This is a genomic window from Krasilnikovia sp. MM14-A1259, assembly GCF_047159535.1.
Classification (GTDB): domain Bacteria; phylum Actinomycetota; class Actinomycetes; order Mycobacteriales; family Micromonosporaceae; genus Actinoplanes.
The window spans coordinates 79,690-96,970 of record NZ_BAAGAJ010000002.1 but is presented as its reverse complement, the minus strand read 5'-3'; the positions used below and the strand labels follow the sequence as shown (position 1 = coordinate 96,970).

At 70.6% G+C, this 17,281-nt stretch carries 17 protein-coding genes; 9 read left to right on the top strand and 8 right to left on the bottom strand.

Features of this window, described 5'->3' with window-relative positions:
- Window positions 1-50: 50 nt before the first annotated feature.
- Window positions 51-653 carry a GNAT family N-acetyltransferase gene (locus ACMCNK_RS00875; protein ID WP_412734438.1) on the top strand — a complete coding sequence of 201 codons (603 nt, stop codon included), beginning with the start codon at window positions 51-53 and terminating at the stop codon, window positions 651-653.
- A 7-nt stretch (window positions 654-660) separates the two neighbouring features.
- Here ACMCNK_RS00875 and ACMCNK_RS00870 read toward each other — a convergent pair whose 3' ends face one another.
- The 5 genes from ACMCNK_RS00870 to ACMCNK_RS00850 all read right to left on the bottom strand — a co-directional run bounded on the left by ACMCNK_RS00870 (window position 661) and on the right by ACMCNK_RS00850 (window position 6,564).
- Window positions 661-1,458 carry a class I SAM-dependent methyltransferase gene (locus tag ACMCNK_RS00870; RefSeq protein ID WP_412734437.1) on the bottom strand — a complete coding sequence of 266 codons (798 nt, stop codon included), beginning with the start codon at window positions 1,456-1,458 and terminating at the stop codon, window positions 661-663.
- 162 nt (window positions 1,459-1,620) lie between these two features.
- Window positions 1,621-3,270 carry an MFS transporter gene (locus ACMCNK_RS00865; protein ID WP_412734436.1) on the bottom strand — a complete coding sequence of 550 codons (1,650 nt, stop codon included), beginning with the start codon at window positions 3,268-3,270 and terminating at the stop codon, window positions 1,621-1,623.
- Between the two features lie 170 nt (window positions 3,271-3,440).
- The gene (locus ACMCNK_RS00860; protein WP_412734435.1) at window positions 3,441-4,586 is read right to left on the bottom strand and encodes a hypothetical protein; all 1,146 of its coding nucleotides are present in this window, start codon (window positions 4,584-4,586) and stop codon (window positions 3,441-3,443) included.
- A 179-nt stretch (window positions 4,587-4,765) separates the two neighbouring features.
- Window positions 4,766-5,626, bottom strand: coding sequence for an ABC transporter permease (locus tag ACMCNK_RS00855; protein WP_412734434.1), 861 nt, complete (start codon window positions 5,624-5,626; stop codon window positions 4,766-4,768).
- Window positions 5,623-6,564 (bottom strand): ABC transporter ATP-binding protein, encoded by a 942-nt coding sequence (locus tag ACMCNK_RS00850; RefSeq protein WP_412734433.1) that lies wholly within the window; start codon window positions 6,562-6,564, stop codon window positions 5,623-5,625. Before ACMCNK_RS00850 ends, ACMCNK_RS00855 begins: the two co-directional genes overlap by 4 nt.
- 130 nt (window positions 6,565-6,694) lie before the next feature.
- On the opposite strand from ACMCNK_RS00850, the gene ACMCNK_RS00845 reads away from it, so the two are divergent.
- Both ACMCNK_RS00845 and ACMCNK_RS00840 read left to right on the top strand, forming a co-directional pair.
- Complete coding sequence (locus tag ACMCNK_RS00845; protein WP_412734432.1) at window positions 6,695-7,867, top strand: histidine kinase; 1,173 nt, start codon at window positions 6,695-6,697, stop codon at window positions 7,865-7,867.
- Window positions 7,867-8,526: a response regulator gene (locus ACMCNK_RS00840; RefSeq protein ID WP_412734431.1), complete on the top strand. Its 660-nt coding sequence runs from the start codon at window positions 7,867-7,869 to the stop codon at window positions 8,524-8,526. The genes ACMCNK_RS00845 and ACMCNK_RS00840 overlap by 1 nt, the downstream gene beginning before the upstream one ends.
- A 90-nt stretch (window positions 8,527-8,616) precedes the next feature.
- Here the strand turns inward: ACMCNK_RS00840 and ACMCNK_RS00835 are convergent, their stop codons facing one another.
- Together ACMCNK_RS00835 and ACMCNK_RS00830 are read right to left on the bottom strand one after the other, a co-directional pair.
- On the bottom strand, window positions 8,617-9,462 hold the full coding sequence (locus tag ACMCNK_RS00835) for a hypothetical protein (protein WP_412734430.1): 846 nt from the start codon (window positions 9,460-9,462) through the stop codon (window positions 8,617-8,619).
- Between the two features lie 415 nt (window positions 9,463-9,877).
- Window positions 9,878-10,306: a hypothetical protein gene (locus ACMCNK_RS00830; protein WP_412734429.1), complete on the bottom strand. Its 429-nt coding sequence runs from the start codon at window positions 10,304-10,306 to the stop codon at window positions 9,878-9,880.
- Window positions 10,307-10,513: 207 nt separating this feature from the next.
- On the opposite strand from ACMCNK_RS00830, the gene ACMCNK_RS00825 reads away from it, so the two are divergent.
- The 5 genes from ACMCNK_RS00825 to ACMCNK_RS00805 all read left to right on the top strand — a co-directional run bounded on the left by ACMCNK_RS00825 (window position 10,514) and on the right by ACMCNK_RS00805 (window position 15,411).
- Entirely contained in the window at window positions 10,514-10,825 is a 312-nt protein-coding gene (locus ACMCNK_RS00825; protein WP_412734428.1) for a PadR family transcriptional regulator, read from the top strand.
- Window positions 10,822-11,652, top strand: coding sequence for a hypothetical protein (locus ACMCNK_RS00820; RefSeq protein WP_412734427.1), 831 nt, complete (start codon window positions 10,822-10,824; stop codon window positions 11,650-11,652). Before ACMCNK_RS00825 ends, ACMCNK_RS00820 begins: the two co-directional genes overlap by 4 nt.
- Window positions 11,653-11,827: 175 nt before the next feature.
- A complete protein-coding gene (locus ACMCNK_RS00815; RefSeq protein ID WP_412734426.1) occupies window positions 11,828-13,396 on the top strand; it encodes a glycosyltransferase family 39 protein in 1,569 nt (522 codons plus the stop codon).
- Between the two features lie 87 nt (window positions 13,397-13,483).
- Window positions 13,484-14,236, top strand: coding sequence for a polysaccharide deacetylase family protein (locus ACMCNK_RS00810; RefSeq protein ID WP_412734425.1), 753 nt, complete (start codon window positions 13,484-13,486; stop codon window positions 14,234-14,236).
- Window positions 14,233-15,411 (top strand): hypothetical protein, encoded by a 1,179-nt coding sequence (locus tag ACMCNK_RS00805; RefSeq protein ID WP_412734424.1) that lies wholly within the window; start codon window positions 14,233-14,235, stop codon window positions 15,409-15,411. Before ACMCNK_RS00810 ends, ACMCNK_RS00805 begins: the two co-directional genes overlap by 4 nt.
- An 18-nt stretch (window positions 15,412-15,429) precedes the next feature.
- Here ACMCNK_RS00805 and ACMCNK_RS00800 read toward each other — a convergent pair whose 3' ends face one another.
- Window positions 15,430-16,119, bottom strand: coding sequence for a TetR/AcrR family transcriptional regulator (locus ACMCNK_RS00800; RefSeq protein ID WP_412734423.1), 690 nt, complete (start codon window positions 16,117-16,119; stop codon window positions 15,430-15,432).
- Window positions 16,120-16,265: 146 nt separating this feature from the next.
- On the opposite strand from ACMCNK_RS00800, the gene ACMCNK_RS00795 reads away from it, so the two are divergent.
- Window positions 16,266-17,243: an NAD(P)-dependent alcohol dehydrogenase gene (locus tag ACMCNK_RS00795; protein WP_412740724.1), complete on the top strand. Its 978-nt coding sequence runs from the start codon at window positions 16,266-16,268 to the stop codon at window positions 17,241-17,243.
- Window positions 17,244-17,281: the final 38 nt, after the last annotated feature.

Here is a 17,281-nt window from a genome sequence, read left to right as displayed (position 1 = left end):
CTCGATCGTCACCGGGTGGCGAGGCACGACTCGCCCCCGCGCCACGCACGGTGACGACCCCTCTGGTAGATGAGCACGCCTGCGTGGGGTATGGCCATGAGAGAGTTGCTGTCATGGCGGCCGCAGCGACTCCGGGCAGCGAGGTCGTGCTCGAGACGGATCGCCTGCTGCTCAGGCGCTGGCGGGTGGCCGAGGCGGCCGTTCAGCGGGAGCTGTGGACCGAACGTGATCCACGCGTGCCGCCGCACCGTCGTATCGACGCGGACGGAAACCCGACGGTCGCGGAGCTCGCGGATTTGATCCGTACGAGCCAGCCGTCGCCGATCGGGTTGTTGGCGATCGAGCGTAAGGCCACCGGTGACGTGATCGGCTACTGCGGGCTGACCGACGGCGGGCGGGGATCGGAAGGGGAACCGGAACTGGCGTTCGAGCTACTGCGCCGATTCTGGCGGCAGGGCTATGCGACCGAAGCCTCGGTGGCGGTTATGGACTGGGCGAGATCGTCCGGGTACGCCCGCCTGTCGGCCACGGTCTGGGATTGGAACGCTGCGTCCCGCCGAGTGCTTGCCAAGGTCGGGTTCACCGAGACCGAGCGCAAGGAAGTGGACCCGGTGCACGGAACCACCCTGTTCCTCACGAGCCAGCTGATTTAGCTCGGTGTCATCGCTGTGGGCCGCCTGCAGGCGGGGCCAAGGGCCGCAGCTTGAAGATCAGGATGCCCAGGTACTTGTTCATCCACGCCTGCTTGTGCGGGTAGCGGCGCCCGGCTTCCTCGTCGAGTTGGGGCTCGCGGGCGGTCTCGATCCACAGTCCTGCCGCGCTGAACACGTTGAGCAGGTCGGACATGGTGTAGGTGCGTTTCGTCAGCGCGATGTGCTCATTCCAGCCGGTGCGGTAGGTGTAGTCGGCCTGGGAAAAGTACTCTTCGCCCAACGTGGTCCCGTTCTTTTCGGCGCGTTCGACGGCGTACCGGATGGGCTGAGTCCTGGTGAGCAGGATGAATCCGTCTCGGCTCAACAACGCTCGCGCGGCACGCAACGTGCGCACCGGGTCCTTGGCGTAGCCGAACGACTGCAGGAACAGAATCCGATCGAACGTGCGACCACTCAGCTCCGGCAACGAGTCTGGATCGGACAGGTCACCCTGAATCAGCTCGCAACCGGCCGGCGCGGAGGCGGCGAAGTTTCCGCTGATATCGACGCCGGCGCAGGCGACTGCGCCGTCGCGGACGAGCTCCGCAAGCTTGCCGCCGTTGCCGCAGCCCAGGTCGAGAATCGAGCGTCCGGCGACATCACCGAGAAGGTCCCGCTCTGCCGGCCACTCGACGAGCCGGTCCAGCGAGTCGTCCCGGGCACGCGCCTGCTCGTAGTCCGCAGCGAGCTCCTGCCACGCCTGACTCGAATTCCGAGCGCTGTCGCCGTCAGATCCCGCCGCCGGCTTGCCGTCATGTGCCGTCATGCACGGGAGCGTAGTCGTCGCCGACCGGCAGCCCGCTCGTGCTCTCGGTGGCCGTCCTCGATCCCGTCGTCGGTGTCCGCGGATCGAACTGGAGAATTCTGGCCGGATCACATCCGCTCAGCCGGCGCACGACCTGAGCCTCGCGCACGCCTGAGACAAGCCCTAAGCCGGAGTGCCGCCGCCGCTCAGCGACCGGACCGGTGTGCCCAGCCGCAGCGTCTGCTGGGCGGTCACGGACAGCACCTGGTCGGCGTCCAGGTAGGCGGCGAGGGCAAGGGCGCTCGGGGCCGGGTCGGCGTCCGGCAGGACCGCGACCGGCACCGCACCGCTGTTGAGCAGGTCGGCGATGAGGTCCTGCTCGTGCGGGTGCGGCGGGGCGGCGGTCACCACGGCCAGCACGCTGTGGCCGGGCAGCTGTTCGCGCAGCGCGGCCACCAGGTCGCCGCCGTCGTGCCCGGTGGTGGTGGCGTACGCGATGGTCAGCTCGTCGTTGCCGGCGAGCGAGCTCAAGGCCCGCACGACCTCGGTGATGTGTGAGCCGATGTCCCGTGCCGACACGGCGACGACGGTGGTCGCGGTGCCGAGTCCGGGCGTCGCGATCGCCGGGAAGTTGGCGGCAGCGCTGATCCACCGGCGGCGGCGGTGCAGGCGAACGGCGGCCGCCAGCGCGGCGACGGCGAGCAGTGTCAAGGCGATCGCGTACGAGCCGTCGAGGCGATCGACCGATGCCAGCAGCAGCGGGGGCAGCAGGCCCAACAGCCCGGCGACTGCGCACACCACTGCGAGCGTGGCGGCGGCCCGGCCGACCGGGACGCTGCCGCCGAGCAAGCTGAGCGCCACGCCGCCGATCCCGCCCAGACTCACCGCCAGGATGCCGAGCAGCAGCATCGGGACCGCGATCGACGGCGGCGGGAAGGCCAGCATGAACAGCACCACCGCGATCGCGGCGTGGCAGGCGACGAGCAGCGTCACCGGCTGCCGGCGACGACACCACCAGCTGCCCAGCGGGCAGCTCAACGCGGTCAGGCCGAAGCACACTCCGGCGAAGACCGACGCGGTACCGATCGTCAAGCCGTACCCGTGGTGCAGGTATCGCGGCAGGTAGAGGTCGAAGGCGACGGTGCCGCCGAAGGACACCGCATACCAGGCGGAGAGGTGCTTGATCGCCGGGGTCCTCAGCAACGTGCCGATCTCGCTGCGCGGCCGGACCCGTCGGGCGGCCGGATCCGGCCGGTTCGGCAGGACGGCCCGGGCGAGCAGGGCGTAGCAGCCGAGCAGGATGGCCAGGCCGAGGAGGCGCTCGTCCCCGTCGATGGCGAACACCGGCCGGGTGATGACGGCAACCGCGGAGGCGAGGGCGGTCCCGGCGCCGTACATGCCGAGCGCCAGCCCGCGCCTGCGTGCCGCGTACATCTGGAGGACCGCGGCGCCGCCGGCGCCGAAGGTCGTGCCCGCCACCGCGGTGAGGACGCCGACGGCGACCCATTCCGACATCGTGTGCACCGCAGCGAGGCCGAGCACGGCGACCGCGGACCCCGCGGACAGCGCGGCGACCACGCGTCCTGCGCCGAAGCGATCCGCCCACACTCCGGCGGGGACACCGGCCAGGAGCCCGGCCGCCGCGACCACGGCGCCGAACCACACCGGGCCGCCGACCTCGCCCAGGCCGCCCATCCCGGACAGGCTCAGGCCGAGCGGCCCGAGCAGCGTCCAGGCGAGATAGTCGAGCCCGAGCCCGATCGTCGCGACCGCCAGTACGAGCAACGGCCGGATCACACCCGACCCGCGCCAACGCTCGATGCGCAGGGACATGAAGCTCCTCCTCGAAGCTTCGCCTCTCCGGCGGCAGGCCGGACTACCGGGCAACCGTAGGCCTGCACGCCGCCCCGGACCACGCATGTCACTTGTTCGGGTGACATGCGGTGCCGTGACGGACCAGGTCCGGCGCGCCGCCGGGCCTGGTCCGCGGATGCGGGACGTGGCTACGGGGCGCTCTGGTTGCTCCAGTTCCAGGCGAAGCCGCTCCACCAGTTGACCCACAGGTTCTCGTCCCCACCGACCGCGAAGGCGTACGGTCGGCTGGCGTTGTCGACGGCGAGCACACTGCCGTCCGCCCGCAGCGCGGTGCTCGACGGGCGGCCCTGGTTGGACCAGTTCCACGCCGAACCGCTCCACCAGTTCACCCAGAGATTGCCGTCACCACCGCGCACGAACACGAACGGCCGGGTGCCGTCCACCGCCACCGCACCGATGCCCGCGTCGAACGAGGTGCCCGAGGGGCGGCCCTGGTTGGACCAGTACCACGCCGAACCGCTCCACCAGTTCACCCACAGATTGCCGTCACCACCGCGCACGAACACGAACGGCTGGCTGCCGCTCACCGCCACGGCACCGATCTGCGCGTCGATCGTGGTGCCGGACGGGCGGCCCTGGTTGGACCAGTACCACGCCGAACCGCTCCACCAGTTCACCCACAGGTTCCCGTCGCCGCCGCGGACGAACACGTACGGCCGGGCCGCGTTGTCGAGCGCCATGACGTTGCCGCCGGGGCGCAGCGCGACATCGCGGGGGCGCCCCTGGTTGGACCAGACCCACGCGGACCCGGTCCACCAGTCGACCCACAGGTTGCCGTCACCACCGCGCACGAACACGTACGGCCGGGTGCCGTTCACCGCGACGACCCCGACCCCGGCGCCGATGGAGGTGCCGCTCGGCGCACCGAGGCTGCTCCAGCTCCACGCGGATCCGCTCCACCAGTGCGTCCACAGTGCACCGTCGCTGCCGCGGACGAACACGTAGGGCCGGCTGGCGTTGTCCAGCGCGGTGACCCCGATGCCGGCGGCGATCGTGGCGCCGGCGGGCCGTCCCTCGTTGCTCCAGTACCAGGAGGAACCGCTCCACCAGTTGACCCACAGGTTGCCGTCGCCGCCGATCACGAACACGTACGGGCGGGTGCCGTCGAGGGCCACCGACCCGACGGTGGATTCGATCGACGCGCCGGCCTGTGCCTGTGCGTTGCTGAATCCGGGTGTGTGCGCCGCGGGTGCGGCCTGCGCGCCGGAGGCCGGCGCGACCAGGGCTATGCCGGCCGCCAGCGCGACCGCCAGGGCCGACAGGCGTCTGGACACTCTCATTGCGATCCCTCCGGAGAGTCGGTGCCGGCTCCGGCCTGCCGTACGGCGGGCCGGGAACGACACATTGACGTCCATCGAAGCCTCGCATCGGATCGTGTATCCGTGATGACACCATGTCGACGATGTCCGCGAACTGGCCGCTGTTCCGCAGCACACCATCCGGTCGGAACGCATCACTGGTCACGGCGTTGCACGCTGACGACAGCAACGAGGATCGATGCCGCCGCCCATGCGGCGTAGACGGTCCAGGCTCCCCCGGCCGTCCACGGAAAGGAAGCGATGGTGGCCGGGCCCGCGCCTGGCTGGATTTCGGTGAGCCGGCCCCAGGCCACCCGGGGCAGGGTGTGCGCGAGCAGGGCAGCCCAGTACTTGTTGTCGTTCATGGCCGTGGGCAGGATCAACAGCAGCAGCGTCGCGGTGACGATGGTGGCGGCGGTGGTCCGGATCAGTGCGCCGAGTGCCATGCCGATGAGTGCGGACAGTGGCGCCAGCAGCGCCGACCCGACGACCAGTCGTAGGGCGCCCGGCTCGCCGAGGGAGATTCCGGCGTGCCGTCCGGACAGGATGGCCTGGGTGGCCCAGAACGAGACGCCGGCCACCGCGGCGCCGAACGTGGTGGTCACGACCGTCATCACGACGATCTTGGCGGTCACCACCGCGCCCCGGGCAGGCACCGCGGCGAACGAGGTGCGGTTCTGGCCGGTGCTGTACTCGCCCACGACGCTGATCGCGCCGACCGAGCTCATCGCGAGGATCACCAGTGTGGCGGCGATGGAGGTGAACGCATCCCACGCCGCCCACGCGGGGGTGAAGGCGGCACGGGTCACGGCGTCGTAGTCCGGGTAGTTGCGGTAGTCGGCGTACGCGGCGTTGAGGTTGACGACGATGGCACCGAGCGCGCTGAGCAGGAGCACCCAGAAGGTGGAACGCAGTGACCACAGCTTCATCCACTCCGATGCGATGACGTCGATGAAGCGGGCGCGGGATCGGGTCGTGGGCGCGGCGGCGTGCGGTGTGGTCGCAAGGTTGGTCATGGTACGTACTCCTCGTCGATGTCGCAGGGTCCCGCATCGCGCGCGAAATGTTCGACGCTGTCCGCCGTGAGCTGCATGAACGCCGCCTCCAGCGAAGCCGTGCGGGTGGACAGTTCGCGCACCATCACGTGGTGTTCGAACGCGAGCTCGCCGACCTCCTCCGCGGTCAGGCCGGTGATGTCGAGCAGCTCACCGCCCCGGTGCTCGGCCCGTGCCCCGGCCCGCCTCAGAATCGCCGTGAACGCCTCCGCCTGCGGGGTGCGGACCCGCACACGGAACCCGGTTCCGCGGGCCGCGAAGGCCGCCGTACTTTCCGCCGCTATCAGCTCGCCACGGCCGATCACGACGAGTTGGTCGGCGGTGCTCTCCATCTCGCTCATCAGGTGGCTAGACACGAAGACCGTGCGCCCCTCCGTGGCCAGTTGACGGAAAAGGTTGCGGATCCACCGGACGCCTTCGGGGTCGAGACCGTTGAGAGGCTCGTCGAACAGCAGTACCGGAGGGTCGCCGAGCAGGGCCGTGGCGATGCCGAGTCGTTGCCGCATCCCGAGTGAGAACGTGCCGATGCGCCGGTGAGCCGCACTGGCGAGCCCGACGAGGTCGATCACCTCGTCGACGCGTCGGCGCGGGATGCGGTTGCTGCGGGCGAGCGCGGCCAGCTGCGCGATCGCGGTACGCCCACCGTGCACGTCGCCCGCGTCCAGCAGCGCGCCGACGTGGCGAAGACCGCGTGGAAGGCCCCGGAAGTCGCGTCCGTCAACGGTTACCCGCCCGCTGGTCGGGGTGTGGAGACCCAGGATCATGCGCAGCGTGGTGCTCTTCCCGGCACCGTTGGGTCCGAGGAATCCGGTGACGGAGCCGGGACGGACGGTGAAGGTGAGGCCGTTCACGGCGGTCTTGTCGCCGTACCGTTTTGTCAGGTTCGTCGCTTCGATCACGAGTCCATCGTGGTTCGGCGACACGGGTGGCACATCAACCGTGGAGTGCAGTTCGACGAGGCAAGGGCAACCCAGGGTGTACACCCACGGTCGGACGACGCCGCGTGCGACGGGCTCTACGCTGGGACCCGTGTCAGCTGCCGCGTCCCCATCCCTGTCCTGGAAGGGCTGGACGCCGGGCGTCTGGACGGCATTGAGCTGGTTCGTGGCTTTGGCGTACTCGCTACTGATCGCCCTGCGGCTGCCCCGCCCGCCGGGCGCCGCGCCGGACCGCTGGCACGTTGCCCTGCTGGTGCTGGGCGGCGCGACGGCCATCGCCCTGCTCGGCGCGGCGATCGTCGGCCGTCAGCCGGCCTTCGGGCTCGTTCTGCTGCTGGCCGGCGGGGCGTGCGGCGCGTCGGCGGGCGACCTCGGCAGCATCCCGCTGCCGCAGTACTTCGCGTTCTACGTGGCGCTGGCGTTCATCGCGGCCACCCGTCACCGGCGGACCGCCGTCGCGGGCGGCCTGACGGCTGCCGGGCTGTTCGTGGCCTACCAGGGCATCCGGCTCGCCTTCGGGTGGGGTGTGGCAATCGTGGAGATGCTGCTGGTGATGCTTGCCGCGGCGGTGGCCTGGCTGATCGGCCGATCGGTGCACGAGCGGCGCGAACACGCCGTGGCGTTGCGAGCACGGATCGCCACCGATGCGATCAACGCCGAGCGGCTGCGGATCGCACGCGAGCTGCACGACATGGTGGCGCACAACATCGGGATCGTCGCACTGCAGGCCGGGTCCGCGAACCTGGTCGTCGACACCCAGCCGGAGGTGGCTCGGCAGGCGCTGCACAATATCGAGGTGGCCGGCCGGGAAACGCTCGCCGGTCTGCGGCGAATGCTGGTGGCGCTGCGCGAGACACCTCCGGAGCATCCCAGCACCGTGCCCGGGCTCGCCGACGTGAAGCGCCTTGCGACCGAGACCAGCGAGGCCGGCCTGCCGGTCGAGCTGCGCTGGCAGGGTGATCGGCGAGCCCTCCCGCCCGAGGTCGACATCGCTGCGTACCGGATCATCCAGGAGGCGATCACCAACGTGGTACGGCACGCCGGCGCCCGTACGTGTCGCGTGACGGTCGAATATCAGGATGAGGAGCTCGTCATCGAAGTGCTCGACGACGGTACGGGCGTGGCCGACACCACCGGCGCCGGGTTCGGCCTCATCGGCATGAGCGAACGCGTCGGCCTGCTGCACGGTGACTTCTGCGCGCAGCCCCGCCCCAACGGGGGATTCCGCGTGTCCGCCCGGCTGCCGATGTGCACGGGAGCATGATGTCGATCCGCGTGGTCGTGGCCGACGATCAGCCCTTGATCCGGACCGCGTTGCGGACGTCCGTTGCGTCCGCCGAGGACATGGAGGTCGTCGGCGAGGCAGGCACCGGAGCTGACGCGGTGCGGCTGGCCGACCGGCTGCGCCCCGACGTGGTGATGATGGATCTGCGTATGCCGGGGATGGACGGCATCGAGGCGACCCGTCGCATCACCCGGAGCACGACGAACGCGCGCGTGCTGGTGCTCACCACGTTCGACGACGACGAGAGCGTCTACGGCGCCCTCCACGCCGGGGCCTCCGGCTTCCTGGTCAAGGACATGGCCGTGCACGACATCCTGACCGCGATCCGGGTGGTCGCCTCCGGGGACAGCCTGATCGCGCCGAGTGTGACCCGCCGACTGATCAACGACGTCGTTCGGCGGCCGCCGGGCACGGCAGTCCCCCCGCGCACGCTCAGCGGGATCACCGACCGCGAACGGCAGGTGCTTCAGCTGGTCGGCACCGGCCTGCCGAACGCCGAGATCGCCGCGCGGCTGTCGATCAGCGTTGCCACGGCCAAGTCGTACGTGACCCGGCTGCTGACCAAACTCGATGCCCGCGACCGGGTGCACCTGGTGATCATCGCGTACGAAGCCGGTCTGGTCTCCGCCCATCGGTGAGCCTCCGGGGCACGCCACCACGACACCCCGGCCGTCGAGTGTTTGCGCCATGGGCGGCGGGGCTGGGCACACGCTCGCCAGGAAACGTCGTCAGGTGATCCGCATGACCTGGTCCGGCGGACTCGCGGCCTCATGGGCGGCGTCCGGGTGCACGTGCAGCTCGTCGCCGTGACGCTCGACCACAGGATCGATCCACACCTGATCGTCACGCGGCTCGAACAGGTGTTCCACTTGCCGGTCCGCATCGTAGACCAGTACGGACTTGATCTTGCAGGCCAGCGCCCCCACGACGCCCGTCTGCTCGGGGTGTTCCTCCGGCCCCTCGACCTGCAGCACGAAGAACCGGTCGTCGACCCACCAGCCGTAGTCGTCGATCGGACGCCGCTCGCCGACCCGCCGACCGTCCACCCACAGGGTCACCGGCTCTCGCGAGTCGGCCCACAGAACGGCACGATGCCGCTCCCCGGCGCTGAACCTCACCGACAGCCGCAGATGACGTCCCCACTCACCGTGGAACGCATCGCACGCGCCCGGCAGTGGTCCTTCCCGCCGCACCTCATCGCCGGCCACCGTGCCGCGTTCCTGGGAACAGATCTCCGGTGCGCGGCACCTCCGGTCGCTGCGCCGCGTGCAGCCGAAACCCGCCGCAGCACAGTCGCGGGGGGCCGCGCGCGCCAACACCTGCAGCAGCTGATCACGGTACGCGTCATCACCCAGCAGAAACCGGTACTCGTCCGCCTCCTGCCACCGCGTGCACACCTCCACGCCCGTCTCCGAACGGCGGAGCCAGTCGTGCCATTCCGGCGCGATCCCGCGCCAGCGCCGAGGCCCACGCGTCTCGATCGGCTCCGGAGGGGCCCGCAGCGCGCGGACGACGGACTCCCGACGGCGCTCCTCCGCCTGCTGTTCGCTGTCGCGCCGCCACCATCCGAACATGGGCACACCTCCCCTAGCAGGCCCAATGTAGGCGAGCAAGCCACTGCACGGTTCTCCGGCCGAGCCGACGGGCCCCCACCCGGGCCTATGCGGGAACCCCGCACACGGCTGTGCGGCGCAGCCCAGCCCAGCACACCGGTCCGACCGGTAATGCCGCCCAGCACGACAACAGCCGGTAGATCAGCACCGCAGCGGTCGCCGCCGCGGCGGGAGCACCCCGGCGGTGAACGCGACGATCAGACCGGCCTCGTACAGCGCGGCAAGGCCCAGCACCGATGTCGGTCCGGACAGCAGCATCACGGCCGTGGCGACGGAGCGGAACGTCCGGGTCGAGGCTGACCTCGACCCGGAACCTCAAAACAGAGCACCGAGGACGCCGCTATTCCACGGCAGACGTCCACAGGGGACGAATGTTTCAGTGGGCGCGTGCGGCAGCGAGATCGGTTTTGAGCTTGATGCGCTTGTCGTGAAGGGCCACCAACAGCGGGCGATCCGCACGGATCTGGTCCATCGTGGTATCGGAATCGATCTTCGTCCGTGCGGCCACGGCGGCGTTCAGCACAGCGACGATATCGGCATCGAGCAAGGTCTTCTGCGCCACGGTGTAGCGCTTGTTCGCCGCGACGCGGGGCCGCAGCACGGCCAGGTGGCTCACGATATGTGCCACCTTCGCGTTGACCTTCGCCTGGACCTCGGCGACGGTGTGTTGCGGAACCTGCGGGGCGGCAACCGCGGGTGTGATTGCGGTTGCCGACACCACACCCGTAGCGACGATGGAAAACACAAGATGCCGAATGGGATTCACGTCAACTCCGATATCGTGAGCCTGACTGATGATCTCCATTGTGTGCTTCATCGTGCCGACGTCGACGATGGCGCGCCGCGCCGTAGATCCAATTCACACGCCGGATTCGCGCACCCTCACCGACGCCAGCAATTCCGAAGGCGACTCAGCTTGCCGCAGTCAGATTTCGGCGCAGCCCCGGGACTGGCGCTATATCGCCCGACGTAGTACGTTGGGCGATATAGCGATGGACGGAGGAACCGGCAGATGGACGACCTTGGCCGCTGGGCCGAGCCGGGCTTGCTGATCCTGGCCAGCCTGGCCGATGGCGCGAAGCACGGCTACGCCATCACTGCCGACATCGCCGGCGAGGTCGGCGTAACCCTTGGCCCGGGAACGTTGTACGCAGCGCTCTCGCGGCTGGAGAAGGGCGGCTTGATCGAAGGGTTGCCGGCGGACGGGCGCCGCCGGCCTTATCGGTTGACGGCTGCCGGCGCGGCTGAGTTGTCGTCCCAGGCGACGCGGATGCAGCGGCTCGCCGCGTTGAGCCTGGACCGGCTCGGGACGGCCCCGGCGTGAGCGCCGACGGCCTGCTGGTGCGGGCGTTGGTGGCTTGCTATCCCGCCGGGTGGCGTCGCCGCTACGGCGAGGAGTATGCCCAACTGCTGTGCGACCTGGGCATACGCCGCCACCCGCTCCTGGTCGTGGATTCCTTGTCCGGAGCCGTGCGTGCGCATGGAGGTGCAATCGTGTCCCGTGGTTCCCCGATGACCGCAGTGGTGTGGGCTGCCGGGCTGTTCACGGTAGGTGGCCTTGGTTTCGCCAAGCTGGCTGAGGACGTCAGCGACGCTGCGCGCGGCATGTACGCGCTGATGGTTCTCGCCGCAGCAGCGGCCATGCTCGCCTTGATGATCGCGGCGGCGCCTACCGCGCTCGCGTTGATCCGTGGGGGTCACGGCGACGTGTGGAAGTTCGTGGCGGTCCCCATCGTGGGAGCTGCTGCCTGGTACGGAATTCTCCGGCTGGCGCTGGCAATCACGGCCGGCCATGAGGTGCGGTCGGCACCCGATGTCGCCGGTTTCGTGCTGATCGCAGCAGCCACGATCGGGGTGGTGACCGCGACCGCGTGGGCCGCCAGTGAGGTCCTGCGTCGTGTACCGGCGGCGCAACCGGCCCGGCTGGACCCGGTTGCCCGGATGATCGTGGCCGCCGGGATGGCCGTGGCCACGATCGCCGCGGTGGTGTGGGGTTTGCAGGTGCGCTCCCATGATCCGGCAGGGTTCCGCGGCGATCACGGCATCCTGGCCACCCCGTTCGTGGTCAGCTGGATCGTTGTCGTGGCGGTGCTGGTTTCGGCGACCGCACTGGCCGCATTCTCCTTCCGCCGGCCCGCAGCACTCGCATGACCCGCCCGGGTGACAGCCGGAACGCGGAGGCCATCGAGCGGGCGGTCCGGGCGCCTTCGCACAAAGCACCGCGGGGGTGTCACGTGCGCTGAGCCTCTCATCGTTTTTTCAGCCGCGATCTGTTGTATTGACCCTCCGCGAGTGTCCGGGCGGAGAGGCTGAACCTATGGTCGGAATGCTGGGGTCCAGGCGCGGCCGGAAGGTTGCCGCCCCGTGGCGGATACGGCCGCTGCCGGACCGGATGGGTATCCGCACCCGCCGGGGCGTACCGCACTGGCTGACGCTTCTCGGCCCGTCGGTAGGTCCGGGCCTGCTGATGATCGGGATCGCCCTGATCCAGGCCGGGCGTCCCGTGCTGAGCTGGGACGAGATCGCGACAGCGGACGCCGCGACGCGGACCCCGGCCCAACTGTGGCACCTGATCCATCAGGTCGACGCCGTCTTCGGCGCCTACTACCTGTTCATCCACTACTGGACCGCGCTCGCGGGCACCAGCGAGATCGCCCTACGCCTGCCGTCGATTCTCGCGATGGGTACCGCGGTCGCCCTGACCGGCGAACTCGGCCGCCGCTACTTCGGACCACTCACCGGCACGGTCGCCGGCCTGCTGCTGTGCCTGATGCCGAACACTTCCCGCTACGCCGCCGAGGCCCGCCCGTACGCATTCGCCTGCTTCTTCGCCCTGCTGGCCCTGCTTCTCCTGCACCGGGCCGTGCACCAGCCGCGACCCGCCCGCTGGATCGCCTACGGCACAACAGTCCTGCTGCTCGGACTCAGCCACGTCATCGCCCTCACCACCCTCGCCGCGCACCTGGTCGTCATCGCCCAGCACCGCACCCGGCGCATCCTGATCGCCTGGGGCACAACGGTCGGGTGCGCGCTGGCCGCCCTGACACCGCTGCTGTGGCTGGGACTGCACGAGCGTGGCACGCAGTTGGCCTGGGTCGAGCCGCTGACCAGCGGCGGTTTGTGGAAGTTCCCCGGCATGCTGCTCGGTTCGGTACCCGCCGGATGGCTGCTGATCGGGCTGGCGATCCTCGCGGTCTGGCAACCACGCCGGCACGTCACGGAGTTGACGGTCATGGCGCTCGTGCCGGTCGCCGTCCTCGCAACCCTGTCGGTGCTGGTCGCACCGTACTGGGTCGTCCGGTACCTGCTGATCGTGCTCGCACCGCTGGCACTGCTGGCGGCAGCCGGGCTGGTACAGCCGTTCGGCCCGAGCCACGCCCCCGCCGGGTGGCGCAGCCGGCGAACGCTCGCGCTGCAGCTCGCGACCGCGCTCGCGGTGCTCGGCCTCGCGGTGGTCCCGGACCAGCGGGCGGTGCGCGGCGCGACGGCCAAGAACGGCAGCGACTACCGCACCGCTGCGCAGCTCGTCGACCGCTACCAGCAACCCGGCGACGGGATCATCTACACGGCCCACTCAAGGACCATGCGCGCCGGCCTCGCGTACTACCTGCGCGACGACCCGGGCCAACCTCGTGACCTGCTGCTGCAACGCCCGGCTGCCGACGTCGGCACGCTGCACGCCCAGGAATACCCCGATCCCGGCGCGCACGTCGGCCAGGCAGACCGGATCTGGCTGTTCACGTACGGAACTGAGCGCGATCCGGCCGCCGCACGGCCCGACCTGCGCACGACGCTCCGCCGCGGCTACCGGACCCTGGGCGTCTGGACGCTGCACCACGCCACCCTGGCACTGCTCCTGCGGCAGCCCGGCCGAGGAGTGCACCCGGCAGGGTGACATCGCAGGCCGTCAGTGGCACGGCCGAACCCACGGGGTGCGGCGGTCTCAGCGTCTCTTCAGGTCGGAGCACCTAGCGTGCTCAGGGTGGACCGTCGCGACGCCCTCCGGGCAGCAACCGCTCTCGCCGCCGGCTCGATTCTTTCCGGCTGCTCCGGGCCGACCCGCCCGCCGGCCGACACCCCCGCAGCCTCGTCACCACCGCCGCCAGTGCCGCAGGCGACGACCAGGGCACCGGGTACGGCCCGCGAGATCAGCCACGGCCCCCGGGACAGCCGCACGGTGGCATTGACGTTCCACGGCCAGGGCGACCCCGTGCTCGCCGGGCGGCTGCTCGACGAACTGGACCGGGGCGGGGCCCGCGTCACCGTCCTGGCGGTGGGTTCCTGGCTGGGCACCCAGCACACCCTCGCCCAGCGCATCCTCGCCGACGGCCACGAGCTCGGAAACCACACCCAGCACCACGCCGACATCTCCGCCATGGCCCCGGAACAGGCATACGCCGAGATCCACGACTGCGCCCAGGCGCTGACCGCCGCGACCGGCTCCATCGGACGGTGGTTCCGTCCCTCCCGGACCCGCCACGCCACCCCGATGATCCGGTCCCAGGCCGCCGCGGCGGGATACGCTACCTGCCTGTCCTACGACGTCGACTCGCTCGACTACACCGACCCGGCACCGGACGCCATCGTGCGCACCACCCTCCGCGCAGTACAAGGCGGCTCGATCGTCAGTCTCCACCTCGGTCACGAGGCGACCGTCGCGGCGATTCCGGCGCTGCTGGGCGGCCTACGCCGACGCGGGCTGACACCCGTGACCATGAGTGAGCTGATCACATGACCCCCCGTCGCGCCCCACTGGCCGCCCTGTCCGTCCTCGCCATGCTCTGTGCCGCCTGTCAGCCGTCCGCGGCCGCGCCGGCGGCCGGACCGGCCCGGCCGTCGGCGAGCACGCCCGCAGCCCCACCACCGGCACAGCCCGGGCCGGTCCTGCCCGGCATGCCGCCACCACTGGACCCCCACGACGTGTACGCCGCCGACCGGCCCGGCCAGCTGTCGCCGCAAGTACGCCACGACCGGCAGCTGGTGTACGTGCCGAACTTCGCCGGCAACACCGTGTCGATCATCGACCCGCGCACCTACCGGGTCATCCGCACGGTCCCGGTCGGTCACGGACCCCAGCACGTCGTCCCCTCGTGGGACCTGAGGACACTCTGGGTCAACAACGACATCGGACACTCGCTGACCCCGATCGACGCCCGTACCGGCACCTTCGGCCGTGCGGTCCCCGTCGACGATCCGTACAACCTCTACTTCACGCCCGATGGGCGGTACGCGATCGTGATGGCCGAGGCCCACCGCAACATCGTGTTCCGCGACCCGCACACCATGGCCGTCGCGCGCGTCCTGCCGGTGAACTGCGGCGGCGTCAACCACGCCGACTTCTCGCCCGACGGGCGCTACTTCATCGTCACCTGCGAGTTCTCCGGCGACCTGCTCAAGATCGACACCGCAGCACAGCGGATCATCGCCCGGATGCACCTGCCCGGCGAGCACCCCATGCCCCAGGACATCAAGATCGCCCCGGACGGGCGTACCTGGTATGTCGCCGACATGGAGACCAGCGGAGTCTGGCTGCTCGACGGCGACCGGTTCACCACCCCCGCCTTCCTGCCGACCGGCGACGGCGCCCACGGGCTCTACCCCAGCCGCGACTCGCGGCACCTGTACGTCACCAACCGCGGCGCCGGGACCATCTCCGTCATCTCCTTCGCGACCCGCACCGTCGAACACACCTGGCGGATCCCCGGACACGCGAGCCCCGACATGGGCGGGCTGTCCGCCGACGGGACGGTCCTGTGGCTGTCCGGCCGCTACCACCACGAGGTCTACGCGATCCGCGCCACCGACGGCCACCTGCTCGCCCGCATCAGGGTCGGCGCCGAACCGCACGGACTCTGCGTGTGGCCCCAGCCCGGCCGCTACTCCCTCGGCCACACCGGAATCCTGCGGTGAAGCCCGGAAGCGCCGGAGTCAACGCTGCAGGCGATGGCCGGCGTTCGCGGCCCGTTCGAGCCCATCGAGGATCAGGTCGAGCCCGTACGTGAACTCCTCGCCGTAGTCGTAACCGGGCCGCAGCACGTGCTCGCGCGTGAACTCTGCCAGATGGGGGTACTGGTCGGCCGGGAACTGAGCCAGCATCACCTGGGCCAGCTCCGCCGTCTGCTCCGGAGTGTCGAACGGGAGCCCGCGCTCCTGCAGCGCGAAGCCGTAGATGTAGCTGTCCAACAGTGAGTACGCGTGCGCGGCCAGCGCGAGGGTGAAGCCGCCCGCGCGCAGGCAGCCGAGGACGGCGTCGTGGTGGCGCAGCGTGGCCGGTCCGGGGTTGGTGCGGGATTCCATCAGGCCGATCGCCCAGCGGTGGCGGGTCAGCGCCTGGCGGATCGCGATCGCCCGCTGCCGCATCGGGCCACGCCAGTCGCCTCCGGCGTCCGGCAGGTCGAGTTCGCCGAACACCACGTCGATCATCCCGTCGAGCAGGTCCTCCTTGCCGGCCACGTGGGTGTACAGCGACATCGCCTCGACACCGACGGACTCGCCCAGCTTGCGCATGGTGAGCGCGGCGAGCCCGCCCTGATCGGCGAGCGTCACCGCAGCGTGCAGCACCGCGTCGCGGGTCAGCGGTGTCCGGGCGGCGCGGGGGCGGCTGGTCCGTTCGGCCATCGGGCGGATCCTCTCGTCGGCCTTGACACCTTACATCGTAAGGCTCATCCTTACGGCGTAAGGACACCGTGATGGAGGGCGAAATGAACACCATGACCAGGCACGACCCCACCCAGGGCCACACCCCGTCCGGCGCGGTGCCGACCATGCGCGCCGTCGTCCAGGACCGCTACGGCGCCGCGCCGGAGGGCCTGCTGCGGTGCGCGGAGACCGCCCGGCCGCAGATCGGTCCGGGTGAGGTGCTGGTGCGGGTCTGCGCCGCCAGCGTCGATCGCGGCACCTGGCACATGATGGCCGGGCTGCCGTATCCGGTCCGGGCCGCCGGGTTCGGCCTGCGCCGGCCCAAGAACGCCAACCCGGGCCGGGCGCTGGCCGGCGTGGTCGCGGCGGTCGGCGCCGACGTCACGGGCCTCGAACCGGGCGACGAGGTGCTCGGCGTCGGCGCCGCCACCTTCGCCGAGTACGCCTGCGCGCGCGCCGACAAGCTCGCCAAGAAGCCCGCGAACCTGTCGTTCGCGCAGGCGGCAACGCTCGGCGTCTCCGGTCTCACCGCGCTGCAGGCCGTCCGCAACCATGCGCGGGTGACCGCCGGGCAGAAAGTGCTCGTGCTCGGCGCGTCCGGTGGGGTCGGCGCCTTCGCGGTCCAGCTCGCCAAGGCCGACGGCGCCGAGGTCACCGGGGTCTGCAGCACCACCAAGGTGGGCCTGGTCCGCAGCCTGGGCGCCGACCGCGTGGTCGACTACACCCGCGAGGACGCCCTCGACGGCGGGACGCAGTACGACGTCATCATCGACACCGGCGGCAACCGACGCCTGGCCGACCTGCGCCGCGCCCTCACCGCCACCGGGCGGCTCGTCATCGTGGGCGGCGAGACCGGCGGGCGCTGGCTCGGTGGCACCGACCGCCAGCTCCGGGCGCAGCTGCTCTCCGGGTTCGTCGGCCAGCGGCTCGGCTCGTTCCTCACCTCGGAGAACGCCACAGACCTCGGCGCGCTCGCGCACCTGTGCGCGTCAGGCGACCTCACCGCCGCGGTCGACCGCACGTACCCGCTGGCCGAGACTGCCGCCGCCATCCGGCACATGCTCGACGGCCACGTCCGCGGCAAGGTCGTGATCACCGTGTGAGCGGTCGATCCCGTTGCCGCGTCCGGCTCAGCTCGCCC

Excerpts from the sequence above, each read along its gene's own strand:
- ACMCNK_RS00870 (WP_412734437.1), bottom strand. The coding sequence starts at position 1,458 with ATGACGGCACATGACGGCAAGCCGGCGGCGGGATCTGACGGCGACAGC.
- ACMCNK_RS00865 (WP_412734436.1), bottom strand. The coding sequence starts at position 3,270 with ATGTCCCTGCGCATCGAGCGTTGGCGCGGGTCGGGTGTGATCCGGCCG.
- ACMCNK_RS00855 (WP_412734434.1), bottom strand. The coding sequence starts at position 5,626 with ATGACCAACCTTGCGACCACACCGCACGCCGCCGCGCCCACGACCCGA.
- ACMCNK_RS00840 (WP_412734431.1), top strand. The coding sequence starts at position 7,867 with ATGTCGATCCGCGTGGTCGTGGCCGACGATCAGCCCTTGATCCGGACC.
- ACMCNK_RS00835 (WP_412734430.1), bottom strand. The coding sequence starts at position 9,462 with ATGTTCGGATGGTGGCGGCGCGACAGCGAACAGCAGGCGGAGGAGCGC.
- ACMCNK_RS00830 (WP_412734429.1), bottom strand. The coding sequence starts at position 10,306 with ATGGAGATCATCAGTCAGGCTCACGATATCGGAGTTGACGTGAATCCC.
- ACMCNK_RS00825 (WP_412734428.1), top strand. The coding sequence starts at position 10,514 with ATGGACGACCTTGGCCGCTGGGCCGAGCCGGGCTTGCTGATCCTGGCC.
- ACMCNK_RS00815 (WP_412734426.1), top strand. The coding sequence starts at position 11,828 with ATGCTGGGGTCCAGGCGCGGCCGGAAGGTTGCCGCCCCGTGGCGGATA.
- ACMCNK_RS00805 (WP_412734424.1), top strand. The coding sequence starts at position 14,233 with ATGACCCCCCGTCGCGCCCCACTGGCCGCCCTGTCCGTCCTCGCCATG.
- ACMCNK_RS00800 (WP_412734423.1), bottom strand. The coding sequence starts at position 16,119 with ATGGCCGAACGGACCAGCCGCCCCCGCGCCGCCCGGACACCGCTGACC.
- ACMCNK_RS00795 (WP_412740724.1), top strand. The coding sequence starts at position 16,266 with ATGCGCGCCGTCGTCCAGGACCGCTACGGCGCCGCGCCGGAGGGCCTG.